The 20,113-nt window shown below is 47.4% G+C and carries 14 protein-coding genes; 8 read left to right on the top strand and 6 right to left on the bottom strand.

The annotated features are described in order from the left end of the window. Window positions 1-118: 118 nt before the first annotated feature. On the bottom strand, window positions 119-1,111 hold the full coding sequence (locus tag ACMA1I_RS07295) for a dipeptide epimerase (protein WP_337067639.1): 993 nt from the start codon (window positions 1,109-1,111) through the stop codon (window positions 119-121). Window positions 1,112-2,298: 1,187 nt separating this feature from the next. Between ACMA1I_RS07295 and ACMA1I_RS07290 the strand changes: the two genes are divergently transcribed. From ACMA1I_RS07290 to mdh, 6 genes are all read left to right on the top strand, one after another. After that, entirely contained in the window at window positions 2,299-3,654 is a 1,356-nt protein-coding gene (locus ACMA1I_RS07290) for a pitrilysin family protein (protein ID WP_337067638.1), read from the top strand. Between the two features lie 114 nt (window positions 3,655-3,768). After that, window positions 3,769-5,430, top strand: coding sequence for a M16 family metallopeptidase (locus ACMA1I_RS07285; protein ID WP_337067637.1), 1,662 nt, complete (start codon window positions 3,769-3,771; stop codon window positions 5,428-5,430). A 215-nt stretch (window positions 5,431-5,645) separates the two neighbouring features. After that, entirely contained in the window at window positions 5,646-6,650 is a 1,005-nt protein-coding gene (locus tag ACMA1I_RS07280) for a cytochrome c (RefSeq protein ID WP_337067636.1), read from the top strand. Window positions 6,651-6,946: 296 nt separating this feature from the next. Continuing rightward, window positions 6,947-7,444: a methylated-DNA--[protein]-cysteine S-methyltransferase gene (locus ACMA1I_RS07275; protein WP_337067635.1), complete on the top strand. Its 498-nt coding sequence runs from the start codon at window positions 6,947-6,949 to the stop codon at window positions 7,442-7,444. Window positions 7,445-7,534: 90 nt separating this feature from the next. Continuing rightward, window positions 7,535-7,966, top strand: a complete 432-nt coding sequence (locus tag ACMA1I_RS07270) for an RDD family protein (RefSeq protein WP_337067634.1) — start codon at window positions 7,535-7,537, stop codon at window positions 7,964-7,966. 148 nt (window positions 7,967-8,114) lie between these two features. Next, window positions 8,115-9,056: a malate dehydrogenase gene (mdh, locus tag ACMA1I_RS07265; RefSeq protein ID WP_337067633.1), complete on the top strand. Its 942-nt coding sequence runs from the start codon at window positions 8,115-8,117 to the stop codon at window positions 9,054-9,056. 101 nt (window positions 9,057-9,157) lie between these two features. Here the strand turns inward: mdh and ACMA1I_RS07260 are convergent, their stop codons facing one another. From ACMA1I_RS07260 to mutL, 5 genes are all read right to left on the bottom strand, one after another. Further along, complete coding sequence (locus tag ACMA1I_RS07260) at window positions 9,158-10,672, bottom strand: malate:quinone oxidoreductase (protein WP_337067632.1); 1,515 nt, start codon at window positions 10,670-10,672, stop codon at window positions 9,158-9,160. A gap of 595 nt (window positions 10,673-11,267) precedes the next feature. After that, on the bottom strand, window positions 11,268-11,753 hold the full coding sequence (locus ACMA1I_RS07255; RefSeq protein WP_337067631.1) for a hypothetical protein: 486 nt from the start codon (window positions 11,751-11,753) through the stop codon (window positions 11,268-11,270). A 96-nt stretch (window positions 11,754-11,849) separates the two neighbouring features. Next, entirely contained in the window at window positions 11,850-12,758 is a 909-nt protein-coding gene (locus ACMA1I_RS07250) for a rhomboid family intramembrane serine protease (protein ID WP_337067630.1), read from the bottom strand. Between the two features lie 6 nt (window positions 12,759-12,764). After that, window positions 12,765-13,544 carry a rhomboid family intramembrane serine protease gene (locus ACMA1I_RS07245; RefSeq protein ID WP_337067629.1) on the bottom strand — a complete coding sequence of 260 codons (780 nt, stop codon included), beginning with the start codon at window positions 13,542-13,544 and terminating at the stop codon, window positions 12,765-12,767. 25 nt (window positions 13,545-13,569) lie between these two features. Next, window positions 13,570-15,393 carry a DNA mismatch repair endonuclease MutL gene (gene mutL / locus ACMA1I_RS07240; RefSeq protein WP_337067712.1) on the bottom strand — a complete coding sequence of 608 codons (1,824 nt, stop codon included), beginning with the start codon at window positions 15,391-15,393 and terminating at the stop codon, window positions 13,570-13,572. Between the two features lie 401 nt (window positions 15,394-15,794). Here mutL and ACMA1I_RS07235 point away from each other — a divergent pair, with 401 nt between their 5' ends. Then, on the top strand, window positions 15,795-18,749 hold the full coding sequence (locus ACMA1I_RS07235) for a glycoside hydrolase family 3 N-terminal domain-containing protein (protein WP_414703879.1): 2,955 nt from the start codon (window positions 15,795-15,797) through the stop codon (window positions 18,747-18,749). A 69-nt stretch (window positions 18,750-18,818) separates the two neighbouring features. After that, a complete protein-coding gene (gene bshA, locus ACMA1I_RS07230; protein WP_337067627.1) occupies window positions 18,819-19,955 on the top strand; it encodes an N-acetyl-alpha-D-glucosaminyl L-malate synthase BshA in 1,137 nt (378 codons plus the stop codon). Window positions 19,956-20,113 lie beyond the last annotated feature (158 nt).

The raw sequence follows: 20,113 nt of genomic DNA, 5'->3' as shown, positions 1-20,113 counted from the left end.
GCAACAGCAGCGTTCTTTCTTTTCAGAATTACTTATAAAAACACAAATTCAATACATTTTACCAAGTACCAAGGCAGGAGCCTCAGGTTAATTTCTCTGACTGAGCCGCTCCGGGCACTTACTGTTTAAGATACAACATCCCGTCTTTTTCTCTTATCAGGTCGAATGGCTCCTCCTCCAGAATCAAAAAACCGTCGAGATCGGCAAAATCGAAGGAGCTGCTCATTTGCATAGCCGACCAGATGCCAAGGGTTGTTTCTACCATACAGCCCATCATGGTCATCAGGCCATACTTACGGGCCTCCTTAAGCAGGCGCACCGCATTCAGGTAGCCGCCTGCCTTCATCAGCTTTATGTTTACACCATGGAACTGGCTCCGGATCAGCTCCATATCCACCTGGTCTGTTACAGATTCATCGGCAACGAGCGGCAGCGGACTTTTGTCTTTGATATGAGCATAGGCCGCCACATGCGAAGCGGGCATCGGCTGCTCTACAAACAAAACACGTCGCTTATCCAGCTTCTCCAGAAAGTGCATCAGGTCATCGGGCTCGTGCCAGCCTTCGTTGGCATCTACCACCAAAGGGCGGTCGGTAATACGAAGCACTTCCTGCACCAGGTCGAGCCCCTGCTCCCTGTTTACCTTCAGCTTGAGGCTCTGGAACCGGTACAACTGGTTTTGATCAATAAACTGCTGCACCTCTCCTACCTCCATTATCGGAAGCGAAAAACAGGTAGCCTGCTGGCGCGGTGCCTCCTGCCCTAGCAGCGCGTGCACCGCAATGCCTTTGTGCTGGCAAAAGTAGTGCAGATAAGCCGACTCCACGGCAAAGCGCAACGCATTAACCGGGGTGTGCTCAGTTAGTAGCTCCAGCAGTTCCTCCATAGAGCGCACATTAGCCAGCCCTGCCATCAGCAGCACCTGGTATTGCTTCAGCAAAAGCTCTGGCGTTTCGCCGTAGCGGATGTTAGGTGCCGCTTCACCAAACCCATTAAAAGTGCCATCCGACACCTGCACCAGAAAATTGGTTTTCTCGTTGCTGGCGTTCCTGGCTATTTTCCAGGTATACTTCAGTTTCAGGTGCAGGGCTTCTATGCGCCAGTATAACATAAGAGTACGCTTTTAAAAGGGTGGTTTCAGTTATTTCAATCTGCCATAAGGTAAGACAATTACCTATAAGAACCAGTGACAGGAACTGGTGATTTTTGCAATACGTAGCTTTCCTGTTTTACGCTTCCCGTTCAGGAAAAATTAACCAAGTAAATGCTCGCTGAGCTGCGCCTAATTAAAAATAAGAAATTAAAAATTATGGCTGTTTTACCAGAGGAGCTAATATCAGGCAAAGCCCTGGACGTTTTGATTCAAAAAACCCTCCGGAAGGCCAAAATCATTAGCATAATTTAATAATCACGGATTTAACAGATTCATCTGATGACACCAATTATAGGTTAAGTACAAATGTACCGTAGCTATTCTATTGCGGCAGGAGGCTACAGTGAGAACACCTGAGCCATGTGCACCATTTGACATTTTTTTGTTGGGGGAAGGGGCCCTCTTTAAAGAGCGTTCAGCGAGTGGGGGTGCAGGGGGCAATGCCGTCAACTTAAGCAAAACATCAGGTCATTCTGTGCTTGTCGAAGAATCTATTTCGTACCGTCTTTTACTTGATAGTTCCCTCGGCAAGCTCGGGATGACGGTTTAAATCCTTAAGCTGAAGGTATTGGGTGCAGGGGCCCCTTTAGACAAAATCGTCTTGTTTTTTTTGGTTCTTTTTGTATCAAGACAAAAAGAACAAAGACTCCAGCAATGCCACAACTCAATTCCGCTATCACAGCGAAAAAGCTACTATGCGAACTTAAACCCTGATCTGTCAATGATTTTGCCCCTGGCCCACAAGATCCTTTCAGGATGACAAAAAGAGATTGACATAAAAAGAGGATTCGGTATCGCATCAACTGTCGAATAAATGAATTTATTCGAATGGAAAAGCCCTTCCGGAGGCATTTTGGTAATGTTAGCTGCTAGACACTAGACTATCTCCGGAACTAGTATTCTCAAGCCTCGAACTGCTTTTCCCAGACGCTCGCAGAAGCTACACACACTACGAAGTATCCCATGCTTACAAAGCAACCACATCACAATCAGTAAGAATTATATTATCCAGAAGAAAACACCCTTCTGGAACTGGCACTTAACAGAACCCGCATCTTAACCGTAGCAAATTGAGTACAACATTTGCTACTTTTATAGCCTTAAACCAAAGCATAACCCTAACTAACATCTAATTTTACAGCTTTATGAAATGTAGATTGCTCGCCATGCTGCTGCTCCTGGCCTTTGCTGCTCCGGCAGTAGTTGCACAGACCAGCACAAACACGAAAATCCTGCCTTACCCAATCCACCAGAAGAAACTGGACAACGGCCTCAACATTGTAACGGTACCCTATAACAGCCCCGGCCTAGCGGCATTTTACCTACTGGTAAGAGCCGGCTCGCGGGAGGAGGTAGAGCAAGGCAAAACCGGCTTTGCGCACTTTTTTGAGCACATGATGTTCCGCGGCACCGAAAAGTACCCCACTGAAGCCTACAGCGATATAATGAAGGCCATGGGAGCCTCTGCCAACGCCAACACCTCCCTGGACCGCACACTTTACCACATGACGGGCAATGGCGAAATGCTCGACAAAATGTTTGAACTGGAAGCCGATCGTTTTCAGAACCTGCAGTACTCGGTGCACGACTTTAAAACAGAAGCCGGAGCTGTAAAAGGCGAATACACGAAAAACTCTGCCAGCCCCTACCAGCAGCTCTACGAAAAAACCGTTAGCACCGCCTTTACCAAACATACTTACGCCCACACCACCATGGGCTTTTTTGAAGATGTGGTAGATATGCCAAACCAGTACGATTACTCGTTAGAGTTTTTCGATCGTTTTTACCGCCCCGAGTACACAACCATTATTGTGGTGGGCGATGTAACGCCGGAGCGCGTGAATGCCTTGTCGGAACAATACTTTGGCAGCTGGAAACGCGGCAGCTATGTGCCTAAAATACCAACAGAACCAAAGCAGACCAGCACGCGCTACGCACATGTAAAGCAAGCAGGTTTTCCGCCTTACCTGAGCCTGAACTACAAAGGCCCCGCCTTCTCCGATAAAAACAAAGACCTGCCTGCGCTGCACATTCTGACCACTATCTTGTTTGCCGAAAACTCCGACCTCTACCGCAAGCTCGTGGTAAACGAGCAGAAGGCACGCTTTATAGGTGGCAATGCCCAATTTACCCGCGACCCAAACCTTATTACTATTTCGGCTTCTGTAGCGAAACCCGAAGACCTGCAGTATGTAAAAAACGAGCTGACACGGGCGCTGAACGCTGCTAAAACCAAGCCCATAGGAAGCCGCAAGATAGAGGAAACCAAGTCGCGCATTAAATACGGTTTCGCCATGAGCATGGACAGCCCCGATGCCATAGCCAACTCACTGGCACGTTTTATCTGGCTCAGCGGCGACCCCGAATCGCTGAACAACACCTACAGCCTCTACGACTCCATTACGGCCAAAGACCTGATGGAAGTGGCTAAGAAGTATTTCACAAGCCAAACCCTGACCGTGGGCACCATTTCTCCATCCGAAAAATCTCCTGTAAAGTAATCGCCTCCGGAAATGATTATAAAGACTATTGAATAAAATAGCCTGGTATTATTCCAGATCACAACCCTAGATTATTCACTCATCCACTCAATCACTAATTCAGTCATTATTATAATGAGCTATAGCATAAAAAAATTAGCTGCCTATATTGTTCCGGTTGTTTTTGCGGCTTTTTCCTGCGCTAAACAACCTCAGGCAACACAAACCAAGGCTACACCGGCCACTCCTGCACCAGGTACTACTACTTTCTCATCGCCGCGCACCTACGATGCCAACCTGGCATTTGGCCCTGATAAAGTAGTGGAGCTGCAGCGTCCAGAATCGAACAAGGTAATCATAAAACTGATGTTCAAAAATGGCTCTGTGTCTGATCCTGCAGGCAAGGAAGGCCTCACCTACACCACCGCCCAGCTTCTGACAGAGAGCGGTACCCAAACCCTTACCCAGGCCCAGATCAAAGATAAGCTCTACCCCATGGCTGCCCACTACGGGGTGCATGTAGACAAAGAAGTAACCACCATGACCTTTGCCGTGCACCAGGATTTTCTGAAGGAATTTTACGAAGTAGTGCGTGGCATCATCCTGACGCCTGCCTTTGCCGAAGAAGACTTTAAGCGTGTTATATCGAACCAGCAGAATTATGTAGACCAAGTTATCCGGGCCTCTTCCGATGAAGAGTACAGCAAAAAGGCGCTCGAAGACCTTTTGTTCAGGGGCACCAATTACCAGCACACACCGGAAGGAACCTCAGCAGGCGTAAAAAACATTACACTGGAAGATGTGAAGAATCATTATCGCAATTTCTTTACGCGCCATAATGTAATGCTCGGCATTGCCGGTAACTACAGCTCCGAATTTTTAAACCAGCTGAAACAGGATGTAGCCCAGCTACCCGACACACGGCCAAACCTACCGGCAGCAGGCCGACCTAACCAGCCCAATGGTATCCAGGTAGAGATTATTAAAAAGAGTGATGCCCTTGGCTCCGCTATCTTTACAGGATCTCCGATGCCGATTACCCGCACTGCCGACGAATTTGCAGCCCTGATGGTGGCCAACTCATACCTGGGCGAGCACCGTAAAAGCTACGGCAAGCTCTACGACAAAATCCGAAGCACCCGATCCATGAACTACGGCGACTACTCCTATATAGAGTGGTACGACAATGGCGGCAGCAACATGCTCCCAAACCCGGGCGTTCCCCGCACCTCTAACTACTTTGCCCTCTGGATTCGACCGGTGCAGATTGCCGAAGGACTACGCAAGCAATACCCCGAGCTGAAAGATGTAACTGTGGGACACGCGCACTTTGCCCTGCGCCTGGCCATCAGGGAAGTTGATAACCTGATCCGGAACGGCATGACACCCGAAGACTTTGAACTGACGCGTAAATTTCTACGCTCCTACATGAAGCTTTACATCCAGACAGAGGAAAAACAGCTTGGCTTCCTGATGGACTCTAAGTTCTATGGCCGTGAAGATTACCTGCAGGAAATGGATGCACTACTGGAAAAACTGACGGTAGACGATGTAAACAACACCATAAAAAAATACTGGCAGGTAAATAACATCTTTGTAACCATTGTAACAGACGATAGTGAGGCGGAGCCGCTGGCAGAGGCACTCCGCAAGAACACTCCTTCGCCTATGAGCTACTCTAACCTCGTAAAAGAAGGCCTGCCCGAAGAGGTAGTAGCTGAAGACAACATAATTGCCAATTACCAGCTAAATATAAAAGATGTGAAAGTAGTAGACAGTCAGGATACCTTTCAATAAACCATCTTACATCATACTCAAAGCCGCAGAGGACCTCCTCCTGCGGCTTTTGTTGTTTATATCTGATTATCAAGGTTATAACACATAAATTTATACTACTAAAGAGGCTCGTTTACTTGTATATATTATATTTTTTTTTGAAATTAGATAATAAATAATTTCAAATCTGCCAATATAATAAGTCTATATAAGTATGTATTTATTTCGCCTACTCTATGAAAAAAGTATTTAAGATTATTGGATTTACATTAGTTGCTCTGGTGGTTGTAGCTGCTGCGGGTGTGCTGTATGTACGGTTTGCCTTACCGAACGTAGATCCTGCCCCGGCACTCACTGTCGACAAAACATCGGCCTTGGTGGCACGTGGCAAGTACCTGGCAAACCATGTAACTGTCTGCATCGATTGCCACTCGGAACGCGATTGGACGCGGTTCTCAGGACCTGTTAAACCACATACAGAAGGTAAAGGAGGCGAACAGTTCAACCAGGAAATGGGCTTTCCGGGAACCTTCTACGCCCGCAACATTACCTCAGATCCACAAACAGGGATTGGCAACTGGACGGACGGCGAAATATATCGCGCCATTACTACAGGCGTGAGCCGAAACGGAGAACCCTTTTTTCCGGTGATGCCTTACCAGTCGTACGGCAAAATGACAGATGCTGATGTTCGTGCTCTTATTGCTTACATACGCACGCTCCCTCCTATTAAAAATGAAGTACCTGCCTCTAAAGCAGATTTCCCTATGAACCTGATTTTGCGCACCATGCCAGCCAACAACACACCTACTCCGGAAACAGCCCTGAACAGTATCGAATCTAAAGGTAAATACCTTACTACCATTGGTGCCTGCGCCGACTGCCATACGCCCCGTGAAAAAGGTACTCCCATAGAAGGCATGGAGTTTGCCGGTGGCATGGAATTCAAAATGCCAAATGGCGTATTGCGCTCTGCCAACATTACTCCTGACAAAAACACAGGTATTGGCTCCTGGACAGAAGAGGCCTTTGTAAAACGCTTTAAAGACGCTGCCAGCCCCGAAGCCATGGCCACCACCCTCGATGAAGGCTCCTTTAATACCATTATGCCCTGGAGCATGTACGGCGGCATGGAAGAAAACGACCTGCGGGCAATCTACAGATACCTGATGACCGTTGAGCCAAAAGCCAGTAAAATAGAGAAATTTACACCAGTCGAAAAAACCATCGCAAAAAATTAACAGCAACAACCAACCTTGCAACAGGCTGTTGGAACACACCAATGGCCGTTGCTCTTGCAGGCAATGCCTCAGGTTAAATGGTTTTGCAAGGACTGGCTAAGTAGTGCGAATTATTCTAATGAAATGGCCTTTCCGGAGGCTTTTTGCGCATACAAAAGTAAGGGGCTGCATTATCCGATCAGAAATTCACAGCATAGCAGCGACTCCCCTCTTACTCCCTGACTGTTTAAATGTTCACCAGTACCAGGCCCTTGGCCCCGGCTTTTTGTTCTGGTAAAAAGCACTATCTTGCCTGTATGGAAGCAACAGTTTATACCACCTCCTACCACTCACCGTTGGGCTGGATAAGAATAACAGGCACATCGCAGGGCATAATATCGGTGCTATTTACAGAGGCAGAAGCTCCAGGAACGACTGAATTGCCGGCCTGTATGCAAGGGTGTGTAAACCAACTCGTACAGTATTTCAATGGAGAGCGGCAGCAGTTCGACTTGCCCCTTGCCCCTGCTGGCACTGCTTTTCAGCAGCAGGTATGGCAGCACCTCCAAACCATTCCGTATGGTAAAACAGCCTCTTACCTGCAGGTAGCCAGAGCTACTTCCGGAGAAAAAGCCATTAGGGCGGTTGGTGCTGCAAACGGTAAAAATCCATTGTGTATTGTAGTGCCCTGCCACAGAGTTATAGGCAGCGATGGGAGCCTGACTGGCTATGCCGGCGGCCTCTGGCGCAAAGAGTGGTTACTCCGGCACGAAGGAGTGTTAAAACCAGAGCAGCAGCTTGCGCTTTTCGGCTGAAGAAGAATTCGAAATAACCTGCAACCCGTTTGCCTGCTGGCAGTATAAAAGAAGACGCTAAACTCACAGCTTCATTTTATCTAACCCCTTATGCAGCTCGTTTACAACAACTCCAGCCACAAACCCCGAACGGCAGACGCAGGATCACGTGTTGTGGCGCTGTTAATCGACTGTCTGCTGCTTTTCACAATTATTGGTCTGGCCGATTACTATACGATTAGCAGCGATGAATCTGCTTTGTTCTTCAAACCGGAACGATTGCTTCATGTACTGCTGGGCTGGCTGTACTTTGCCGGAGCCGAGAGTGCGCCCTGGCAGGCAACCTTAGGCAAGTACCTGCTGGGCCTGAAGGTAACCTCCACCACCGGAGATCGCATTTCGTTTAAGTGCGCCTCCATCCGCTATTTTACCAGGCCCTTTACCATTGTGGCCTGGGCTATCCGGCTGCTTATAACGGCCCCTGCTTACCTTTCTAAATACCTGCACGATAAGCTAACCAGCACTAAAGTGGTTGCCCTTTAACAGATCCTGCGGTTTACGAGTGCTAGTTATTCCGGTGGCCGAAAGAACTCCCGGAAAGAAACTTCTTTTATTTGCCTCAAATGTGAATAGTTTTTATATTTTTACCATAGTTAATTGAATCTCAAACCCAAATAAAGTATATCCTGCAATGAAAGTAACCGTAGTTGGAGCCGGAAACGTTGGAGCAACATGCGCTGATGTGTTGGCTTACCGCGAAATAGCGAACGAAGTAGTTCTATTGGATATTAGAGAAGGTTTTGCTGAGGGCAAGGCACTTGATATCTGGCAAAAGTCGCCTATAAATCTATACGACACACGCACAGTCGGCGTAACAAACGATTACACCCGCACTGCTGACTCTGATGTTGTCGTAATTACCTCCGGGCTTCCGCGCAAGCCTGGAATGACCAGAGATGATCTTATTTCCACAAACGCTGGCATTGTGCAATCGGTAACCGAGAACGTGGTAAAGCACTCTCCTAATGCCATCATCATTGTGGTATCGAACCCGCTCGACGTAATGACTTATGCTGCGCACATTACCTCTAAGTTCCCGCGTAACCGCGTAATTGGCATGGCCGGTATTCTGGACACAGCCCGCTACAGAGCTTTTCTGGCTGAGGAACTGAATGTTTCGCCAAAAGACATACAGGCAGTACTGATGGGGGGCCACGGCGACACCATGGTGCCACTGCCGCGCTACACTACGGTGGGTGGAATACCTGTAACGGAGCTTATTTCGGAAGAGAAACTTACTGCCATTGTAGACCGCACCAAAAACGGTGGTGGCGAACTGGTAAAACTTATGGGTACTTCTGCCTGGTATGCACCAGGTTCTGCCGCTGCACAAATGGTGGAGGCTATTGTGCGCGACCAGCGCCGCGTATTCCCTGTTTGTATTAAACTGGAAGGTGAATACGGCATCGATGGCGTGTACCTGGGTGTACCGGTCATTCTTGGCAAAAACGGCGTTGAGAAAGTAATAGAACTGCAACTGAACGAAGACGAGAAACAACTTCTGGAAACATCTCGTGGCCACGTAAAGGAAGTGATGGACGCACTTGATAAAATGTCGGCTGCCAAAGCTTAATACTTTCGGTTAAAAGACCAGATTTTATAAAAGAAGAGGCGCTTCCGTTAACGGAAGCGCCTCTTCTTTTATAGCCAATTGCAGCCTGAAATAAACTACTGTTATGAGTTTACCGGCTCCAATTTGGTTAACCCCAGCACTTCGCTGGTATAGTTGCGTATCTCGTGGAGCAATTCCGGATTGCTTGCCAGGGATTTTCCGAAAGATGGAATCATTTCCTTTATTTTGGCCTGGCATTCAGCTGATCTGAACCTTTCGGGGAAGCATCGTTCCATTAAACTCAGCATAATAGAAACAGCCGTAGAAGCTCCTGGAGAGGCTCCCAACAATGCTGCAATACTACCGTCGGCAGAACTTACTACTTCTGTACCAAACTCCAGTACACCGCCTAGTTTAGGGTCCTTTTTAATTACCTGCACCCGTTGCCCGGCATACTCCAGTTCCCAGTCTTCCTGGCGAGCATGCGGAAAATAATCTTTCAGGGCCAGTAACCGGTCCTCCGGCGACTGACGCACCTGGTTGATCAGGTACTTGGTAAGTGGAATGTTTTTGATGCCTGCCACGAGCATAGGCCGCATATTACCTGTTTTAATAGACAAAGGCAGGTCAAGCAGAGATCCTTTCTTCAGGAATTTGGTCGTGAAGCCGGCATAAGGACCAAACAACAGCTCCCGCTTGCCATTAATTACCCTGGTATCGAGGTGAGGCACCGACATGGGCGGTGAGCCAACAGCTGCCTTACCGTAAACTTTGGCCTGGTGGCGCTCAATAATTTCAGGGTTTGTACATTTGAGCCACTGTCCGCTTACCGGGAACCCGCCAAAGCCTTTTCCTTCCGGAATGCCAGACTTTATAAGCAATGGCAGTGAGCCTCCGCCAGCTCCAATAAATACGAATTTAGCCGTTACATTACGTTTGTTGCCCGTGTTCAGGTCCTTCACCTTTACATGCCATAAACCATCGGCCTCTTTCTTCAGCTTTTTTACCTCATGCGCAAAATGCAGGTTTACGCCTGGCATTTCGTGTAGCTGGCTAAACGAGTCACGCGTAAGCGCACCAAAGTTTACGTCCGTTCCGATTTCCATGCGGGTGGCAGCTACTTTCTCCGTTCTTTTGCGGCCTTCCATCACAAGCGGCATCCAGGCGGTCAGTTGATCGTAGTCTTCAGAATACTGCATTCCCTGGAAGAGAACAGATTTCTGCATCGTCGCATAGCGCTTGCGGAGGAAGTCTACATTGTTTTGCCCCCACACAAAGCTCATGTGCGGAATGCTTTTAATGAAATCAGGCTTGATAAAACCGCGCTTCACCAGGTAAGCCCAGAATTGCCTCGATAGCTCAAAAGACTCCGCTATGTTAACTGCTTTAGTTGTGTCGACAGATCCGTCGGCACGTTGGGGCGTGTAGTTTAACTCGCAGAAGGCGGCATGGCCAGTACCTGCGTTGTTCCAGGCATCAGAGCTTTCTGCTGCTGCTACATCAAGCCTCTCAAAAACTTCTATTTTTAAATCCGGCTGCAGTTCCTTAAACATCATGCCCAAGGTGGCGCTCATGATTCCGGCACCGATTAAAACTACATCTGGATTTTCTTCAAAAGATCTATCACTTTTAATCATAACTTAAACCATAGAATTACAAAGTTACGTCGAAAATCTAAAATAGTCTTGCCAGAAAGCAGGTTTATACATCTTTTATATAATTTTGAGCAGCCAAGCAATGCCTGCAAAGACATAAATCTTAATTTATTAACTAATAATCAAACAATTATAAACATAAACACTAACAAGCGATAGGATTAAACTTATAAGCCTAACTTTAACAAAAAAGCATCCTTGTTAGCTGAAACTGAACCTCCTACACTTATTTCTACCCCAGAAAACAAAGCAAGAGGTTGGCAAAAAGAAAAATTGCCTCAGGTCACAGCTCAGCAATCAATTTTTCTAATGAATCTGGCCTTCCGGAGTTTTTTTTGAGATGGTAGCTACTAGACCTCTTTTTCTAACAGCTGCTCTGGCAGATTACTTGCAGGAACTGCGCACGCTGCAAGGTTTTACCTGCACTGTCTTACATCCGGCTATGAGCCAGCCGCCTTTTCAGCAATTAAAAATTAGCAACAAATAAATTCTGCTAATAAAAATAGCCTTCCGGAGCCTTAACAGAGGTTTTCAGCAGTAGGCCTGACATAGAGCAAGTAATGTATTACCGGCAGATTTAGCGCGACTCCATCGGGTTCCAGCTCACAGCGCTTTTGCCAGCTGTGATATAACTAGTTTCGAAGGAATCTAGTTGCGCCAGCACCAGAATACGCTCGCCGCGGAGCATGTGAAGACGGGCGTTATCGGCTAAAAGATCGAGGAGTTGATGCCCCAGTTCCTGTTCTACTTCCTGAAACTGATGCAATACGATCACTTGCCCGGCCCCCATCACATCCTGCTCCGAAAGGGCAACCCGGAGCGCGCTGGGCGTTTGAGCAGAAGCCTCCGGCAGGCGGAATTTTGCTTTGAGATCGGCATAAGCCGCCTGCTCCTCAGTCCATTTGCTCCAGTTGAAGTCGATAACCCTATACCGCTGGCTTCTAAGCCAACTGATATCGGCAATCAGAAATTCTGTTGCCTTGTAGAGACTCACCCATCCGTTCTGAAACAGAATCCAATCTAGCCGCTGCCACTCCTCCGGAACATTTCTGAAAACAGCCATTGCGATTACAGTAAAAAGTACAAAAATAAACTGAGCACAGAAAGCCTTTTAGGCCGCTGTGCTCAGGGTTTTTAATACAACATCACGGGGAAAGGATTAGTCTTTCTGACTGGCCATGAACAGCTTCTGTTTTTCTTCTTTTGACAGACTTTCGTAACCGGAGCTGGATATTTTATCGAGAATAAGATCGATTTCTGTCTGACTGGGTTTGCCTGAGGCATTCGTTTTCATGCCTTTGGCACCGTTTGCCACAGCAACTTTGCTCCTGCGGTGGGTAACCGTTAGATGCGGTCGGCGGGTAAAAATACGGGTAATAAAGTCTAGAAAAGCATGCAGCGGGCGGCCCAGATCGCGGCCACTCTGCAGTTGCTTTACAAAAACCCAACCTAGTACAGCACCGCCAAGGTGGGCAATATTACCGCCTGCATTATCGCCAACAGCTCCTGAAATAGACAAAATTACCAGGAACAACGCAATATATTTAATTCTTACAGGACCGATCAAAATCAGGTTGAAGGTAAAATTTGGCAGCAGCGTTGCCGCTCCCACTACAATGGCCAGCACGCTGGCCGAAGCGCCGATCATAACAGAATCGAAAGCCCTGGCAGCAAAAAACGGAATCAGGTTGTAGCTCAGCATGTAAAGCAGGCCACCTGCAATACCGCCATACACATAGAGGCTGAGCAGTTTTTTGTCGCCCAGATACTCCCGTATAAGCTGCCCAAACCAGTACAGGTTCAGCATGTTGAATATAATGTGCAAAAAACCTTCATGGGTAAAAAAGTAAGTAATCAGCGTCCAGGGGCGGGTAAGAAAAGTTACCAGGCTGGAGTGCAGCGCAATAAAGCTCATCAGCATGCTGTAAATACCGGCATTGCTAACAAGCACCAGGATCGTTCTCAGCACAATAAGCACCACAAAAACGATGATGTTGATTAAAATCAGCTGTTTAAGGGTATTGTTCGGCTGGCGAAAGGCTTGTTTTATATCTTCAAGAATATTCATTGGGTCTTAAAAGTTGTCGCGGTAATTGTTCCTTTGCCACAGTTTTATGAGTATATACGCAAAGAGCATACCTCCCAGATGCGCAAAGTGGGCCACATTATCGCCTGGTACCCGGTTAAAGCCGGAATATAATTCAAAAGCTCCGTAGAGCAACACAAAATATTTTGCCTTAATCGGCATCGGGAAGAATATGAGGAACAGCTCCATATTCGGAAAGAGCATACCAAAGGCCATCAGGATACCAAAAACAGCTCCGGAGGCTCCCACCAAAGGCATGTTGAACATGGTATTGTACACCTCACGCACCAGCTCCTTGCTTTTCTCAATGTAACTAGGATTATCTTCATTTCGGGCGTAAGCCACAGCCAAGCCCTTTCCTGCGCCTTCTCCCAGGTGCTCGTTCATATATTGGTTGAAACCTACAGGAGAAGGCGCCTCTATATAACGGACTGTATCGGTGTGCAACTCATTCAGCTCATATGCTCTAACACCAGAATACAGCAAACTGGCACCCAGGCCTGTAATCAGGTAAAAGGTCAGGAAGCGCTGCGGCCCCCAGAATCGCTCCAGCAAAGGACCGAAAATAAACAAACTGAACATGTTGCTGAAAAGGTGTGTCCAGCCACCATGCATGAACATGTGAGTGAACAGCTGCACCGGCTGAAAATTATTGGAGCCGAAATGGTACAAGGCAAACTGCCCCGTTGGGATCACCCTGTCTTGCAGTATGAATACGACCACGTTAATGATCAGGATGTTCCTGACCATCGGGGTTATGTTAAACATGCGTTATGCGCTTCAAATTAAAAGATCAGCCTTTCAGAAACAGATCATGCAGCTGGCCAAGCTCCATAATCACTAAAGTCTTTTGTCCGCCGGGAGTGTAATTAGGCACCTGGCAGGCAAAAAGTTTATCTACGAGAGAATTCATTTCCAGGTCCGACATCCTGAATGGCAGCCTGGAAGCCAGCCGCTTGGCCATAGCCCGTGCCAGGTTTTCGCGCCGGTCGAGCTTCATAGTAGATGCATTGTTCTTGTACTGCTCTATCAGCTCTTCCAGCAGCTCCTTCTCGCCAGCAGCCTGTACATCGGCTGGTATGCCATTCAGAATAATGGTGTTACCGCCAAACTCCTCAAACTGGAATCCCATGTCCTTAAACTCAGCCGCCAGCTCCTTTATCAGCACTGCATCGGCTGGCGAAAGGTCTACAGTCTGCGGGAACAGCAGCGCCTGCGAGGCACCGGTCTTTTTCTGCATAGAGGCGATGTATTTTTCATACAAAATCCGCTCCTGCGCCGCCTGCTGGTCTATGATCATCACCCCCGACTTTACCTGCACCAGCAGGTACTTCTGGTGAATCTGCAGTGTCTTGTTAGTAGCTGCTGCTACATGTGCAAAAGCATCATCTAGCAGCCCTGGGCTTTCTGTAGGCATAGGCTGCTGTCGTCGCTCTCCTGCTGGCTGCTCGCGCGCCACCTCGTACAAGCTTTCCCATCCGTCCGACTTCATACGCTTAGGCGAAGAAGGAGGGTTAAAGCCAGAAAAGCCGGAGTCCTTTTCAAATTCATTTATACCAGGCTGAATGCGAATAGGCTGCAACGGAGCAAAATTTACATCGCCATCAAAATCGAGGGAGGGAGCAATATTGTGTGTGCCCAGCGCCTTTCTAACAGCGGCATGCACAATGGCATACACCGTTTTCTCATCTTCGAACTTAATCTCGGTTTTGGTAGGGTGCACGTTTATATCAATCTTTTCGGGCTCAATATCAATAAAGAGCACATAAAAAGGGTGGCTATCTTTGGGGAGCAGCCCCTCAAATGCACGCATAACGGCATGGTTCAGGTAGCCACTCTTTATAAAGCGATTATTTACAAAGAAAAATTGTTCTCCCCTGGTCTTTTTTGCGAACTCTGGTTTTCCGATATAGCCCCGAACGTTCAGAAAAGAGGTATCTTCCTCGCAGTAGGCCATCTGCTCTTTGTAGTTGTTGCCAAACATACCCACAATGCGCTGGCTGAGCTTGGTGGCGGGCAGGTTAAAAACTTCTACCTCGTTATGGAAAAGCGACATGCTCACTTGCGGATAAGCCAGCGCCACCCGCTGAAACTCATCCAGAATATGGCGCATTTCCACAGCATTGGATTTCAGGAAGTTTCTACGGGCAGGCACATTGTAAAACAGGTTTTTAACTGCTACCGAAGTTCCCTCAGGCACCACAGCCGGCTCCTGCGACACTAAGGCAGATCCCTCTACCAGCAGACGTGTGCCTGCTTCAGCTCCATGAGGTTTGGTTTTTAGCTCTACTTGTGCAACGGCTGCAATAGAGGCCATGGCCTCACCCCTGAAACCCATTGTACGAATACAAAAAAGGTCTTCTGTAGAACTTATTTTAGAAGTAGCGTGGCGCTCCAGGCACATGCGCGCGTCTGTTTCAGACATGCCGGAACCATTATCCACCACCTGCACCAGTTGCTTTCCGGCCTCTTTTACAATAAGCTGAATAGTAGTGGCATTGGCATCTATAGCATTCTCGAGCAGCTCCTTTACCACCGATGCCGGCCGCTGCACCACTTCTCCGGCAGCAATCTGGTTGGCAAGGTAGTCAGGCAATAAATTTATGATATCGGGCATCCGGTTCCTCAGCTTCTCTCCAAAAATATTCTGTTTCAAAAACGGCTGTTCGCAAACGGCCAGATTTTTGTGTAGACAATTTTATCTAAAACAGAACTTATTCAGAATTAAAATTATTATTAATTTACAGACCGATTAAGAATAAAGATCACAATCCTGCAGAAAAATTCAGATGTTGTTGTTTTTGAAATAAGCAGTAAAACCTATATTTTAATTGTGGCAATGCGGCTTCTGCTTCGCGTGCTCCACCTAAATACTGGCCTGCGCCATGTCAGGCAGGATTTTAACTTTTTCATTGATCAGTTCATGCAGAACAGCATTTTTTTCATTCTTTAAATGCTGCCTTCTGCAAAAATAGACTTAATTTCGACTTGTTCCAACAGTATAAATAGCAGTATAGGATGTTGAAGAGTTTCAGTTTAGGATTGTTGATACTTGCGTTCTTCGGAATGAGCTCGCTGATGGCTCTGAAGCCATCAGAAGATATTGTGGTGAGCACAGAGGAGAAAAGCTGGGTCGATAGCGTCTTTAACTCCCTTACCCCAGACCAGCGCCTGGGGCAATTGTTTATGGTGGCTGCCTACTCTAACAAGGACGAAAAACATTACCGTGAGCTCGACACACTGGTAAGCCGCTGGGGCATTGGCGGGCTCATGTTTCTGCAGGGAGGCCCCGTGAGGCAGGCAGCGCTTACTAACCGCTACCAATCGCAGGCTAAACTGCCCTTGCTCATTGCCATGGATGCCGAGTGGGGGCTGAGCATGCGCCTGGACAGTAGCATGAACTTTGCCAAGCAAATGACCTTGGGTGCCCTCGACGATGAAAAATACGTGTACCTGATGGGCCGCGAAATTGCGCTTAAAATGAAACGGCTTGGTGTGAACGTAAGCTTCTCACCGGTAATGGACGTAAACGTAAACCCCGCTAACCCGGTCATCGGCAACCGCTCCTTTGGCGAGTCGAAAGAAGAAGTTACCCGTCGTGGCATTGCCTACATAAAAGGGCTGCAGGACCACGGAGTAATTGCCGTTGCCAAGCATTTTCCGGGTCATGGCGATACCGATACCGATTCTCACCTGGCGCTGCCCATTGTACCCCACAACCTACAGCGCCTCACCGAGGTAGAATTGTACCCGTTTAAGAAATCGTTTGATGCCGGTGTAATGGGTGTAATGGTAGCACACTTGTACCTGCCTAAGATAGACTCCACTAAAAACCTCGCCAGCACCCTTTCTTACCCGCTGGTAACGACGCTCCTGAAAGAACGCATGAAGTATAAAGGGCTTGTTTTTACCGATGCTTTGAACATGAAAGGAGTAAGCAAATATTATAAGCCTGGCGAAGTGGATGTAAAAGCACTTATTGCAGGTAACGATATTCTGCTTTTTTCTGAAGATGTGCCCACTGCTACCAAAGAAATAAAACTTGCTCTGGCCAAAGGGCAACTAAACGAGGAGGAGGTATACCAGCGTGTGCGTAAAATTCTGCACGCTAAATATTGGGTTGGGCTGAACAGGTACAAACCTGTGCAAATGGCCAACCTACAGGAAGAAATTGACCGCCCCATGAGCAAAGTGGTACAAGAGCAGCTATATGAGCATTCTGTTACAGTGGTGAAAAACAAAAACTCTTTCCTGCCATTCCGCAACCTTGACACCATGAGCATTGCTTCTGTGGCCGTGGGTGCTCCTGCCGATAACGTTTTCCAGAAAACGCTCAGTAACTATGCGCCTATTACAAACTTTGTAATTCCAAACCGGATGGCTCCCGACTCGGCCTTCTACAAAATTATTCCACAGCTCCGCGACCACGATGTTGTGGTTGTAAGCATCCATAACATGAACTTTACCGCCTCCAACAACTTTGGAATAGGTGTAGGCACCCGTGCTTTTATTAAGTTCCTGCAGGAGCGCACCGATAAAAAGGTAGTAGTTGCTGTAATGGGCAATGCCTATAGCCTGAAGTTTTTTGAAGGCAGCGACTGGCTCGTATGCGGCTACGAAGATAATGCTGTGTCGCAGCTATTTGTACCGCAGGTGCTGTTCGGGGCTCGGGGGGCTAGCGGCAAGCTGCCTGTAACTGCCTCTGCTACTCTTAAAGCAGGTATGGGCGTTACCACTCCCGCCATAGATCGCCTGAAGTATGGTGTTCCGGAAAGTGTAGGCATGGACTCTAAAAAACTACAGCAGATCGACAATATTGCCCTTGAGGCTATTGCCTATGCTGCAACGCCAGGTTGCCAGGTACTGGTGGTAAAGGATGGCACTGTCGTATTCAATAAATCGTATGGCCACTTTACCTACGAAAAAGAAAGGCCTGTTACCAACAACACTGTGTACGACATTGCCTCTATCACCAAAGTTGGCGCTACTCTGCAGGCTGTTATGTTCCTAAAGGATCAGGGCAAAATAAAGCTTGACGAAAAAATATCGACTTACCTGCCTGAGCTGAAAGGCACCAACAAAGAAGGCCTTATTATTCGTGATCTGCTCACGCACCACGCTGGTCTTCAGTCTACATTGGCGCACTGGCAGAAAACCCTGGATTCAAAAAAACTACTGAACCAAACCTTTTATGCCAGCACCCAGACCGATGTTTTCCCGAATGAGGTAATACCAGGCGTGTATTCTATTAAGTCGATGGAAGACTCACTTTGGGCCTGGACTGTACGCTCGCCTTTGCTGCACAAGAAAAAAGGTGAAAAGACCTTTGAGTACAAATACAGCGACCTGGGATTTTATATTCTAAAGCGCATGTCGGAGCGCTTGCTCAACCAGCCACTGAACGAGTTCATGGATCAGAACTTTTATACGCCGCTGGGTTTGAGCACAATGGGCTATACTCCCCTGCTCAAGCACCCACGCGAAGTAATTGCTCCTACTGAAGACGATAGCTACTTCCGCAAAAACCTGATATGGGGAACAGTGCATGACCAGGGGGCTGCCATGATGGGTGGCGTAGGAGGCCATGCAGGCCTGTTCTCTAATGCAAACGACTTGGCCATACTGATGCAAATGAACTTGCAGAACGGCTCGTATGGCGGACACAACTACTTTAATACCAACGTAGTACCAGAGTTTTCTAAAAAACAACTACCTAATAGCCGCCGTGGCCTGGGCTGGGACAAACCTGAGCCAGATGGAAACGGACCAACATCAGACCTTGCTTCTAAGAGCACGTTCGGGCATACTGGCTTCACCGGTACCTGCACCTGGGTAGATCCTGAGAACAAGCTTATTTATGTGTTCCTGTCTAACAGGGTTTACCCTGATGCCGGAAACACCAAGCTGGTTAAATATAATATCCGTACACGTATACATGATGTGGTGTACAGATCCATTGTTCCTAAAACGTAATAGTTTACACTTTTAATAAGAGCGCAGCCCGGATGGCTGCGCTTTGTTATTTATAGACCAAATACATCTATGAGAATTGGCATTGTCTGTTATCCTACCTTTGGAGGAAGCGGTGTGGTAGCCACAGAGCTCGGTAAAGCCCTCGCGCTAAAAGGGCACCAGGTACATTTTATAACTTATAGTCAGCCGGCAAGACTCGACTTTTTTAACCAGAATCTATTTTACCACGAGGTGTTTGTGCCTACGTATCCGCTATTCCAGTATGCGCCCTATGAGCTTGCCCTCTCGAGCAAGATGGTAGATATTGTAAAGTTCGAGAAGCTGGATGTGCTACATGTGCATTATGCCATTCCGCATGCCTCTGCTGCTTATATGGCCAAGCAAATCCTCAAAACACACGGCGTAAACATTCCGGTAATTACCACCTTGCATGGCACCGATATAACGCTTGTTGGCAAAGACCCATCTTTTGAGCCGGTAGTAACCTTTAGTATTAACCAGTCAGATGGCGTAACGGCTGTTTCGAGCAGCTTGCGGGAAGAGACCTATGAGTACTTCCAGATTGAGAAAGACATTAAAGTTATTCCAAACTTTATTAACCTCGACAAATTTAAGCGGCAGAAAAAAGAGCACTTCCGGATGGCCATCAGCCCCAATAACGAGAAGCTACTGGTGCATACGTCTAACTTCAGGTCGGTGAAACGCGTGGAAGACGTAATCAGGATTTTTGCGCAGGTACGTCGTGAAGTTTCTTCTAAACTACTGCTGGTAGGCGATGGCCCCGACCGCCCCCGCATGGAGAAGCTCTGCCGCGAACTGGATATTTGTGCCGATGTTCGTTTTTTAGGCAAAATGGAAGCTGTAGAAGAAGTGCTCTCTATAGCAGATCTCTTTCTGATGCCTTCAGAAAAAGAGAGCTTTGGGCTGGCTGCTCTTGAGGCTATGGCCTGCGAGGTGCCTGTCATTTCTTCAAATGCCGGCGGTATCCCGGAACTCAACATACACGGGGTAACAGGCTTTACAAGTGCCGTAGGCGATGTAGAAGATATGGTGAAAAATGCACTCACCATTTTAAAAGATGAAAACCTGGCAACCTTTAAGGCAAATGCTCTGGCAAGAGCAAAAGAGTTTGATGTAGATAAGATTCTGCCAGAGTACGAAGCGTACTATCAGTCCATTATAGACGAGCAATTAGCGCTGTTGTAAAAATATTAAGTAAAGAAACGAATCGGTATAAATATCGCAACAAGTACTCCGATTTATTATTTCTACGATTTATTATCCTAAAAAACCTTACATTTTGCCTTATTTAAGGTATTCGGCAGGTAATTTTCGGTTCTACTATTAAAAATCCGGCACATTAT

It is taken from the genome of Pontibacter sp. 13R65 (genome assembly GCF_047525655.1).
In the GTDB taxonomy this organism is placed as follows: domain Bacteria; phylum Bacteroidota; class Bacteroidia; order Cytophagales; family Hymenobacteraceae; genus Pontibacter.
Note: the sequence above shows the minus strand (reverse complement) of the source record. Positions and strands in the feature narration are given on the sequence as shown.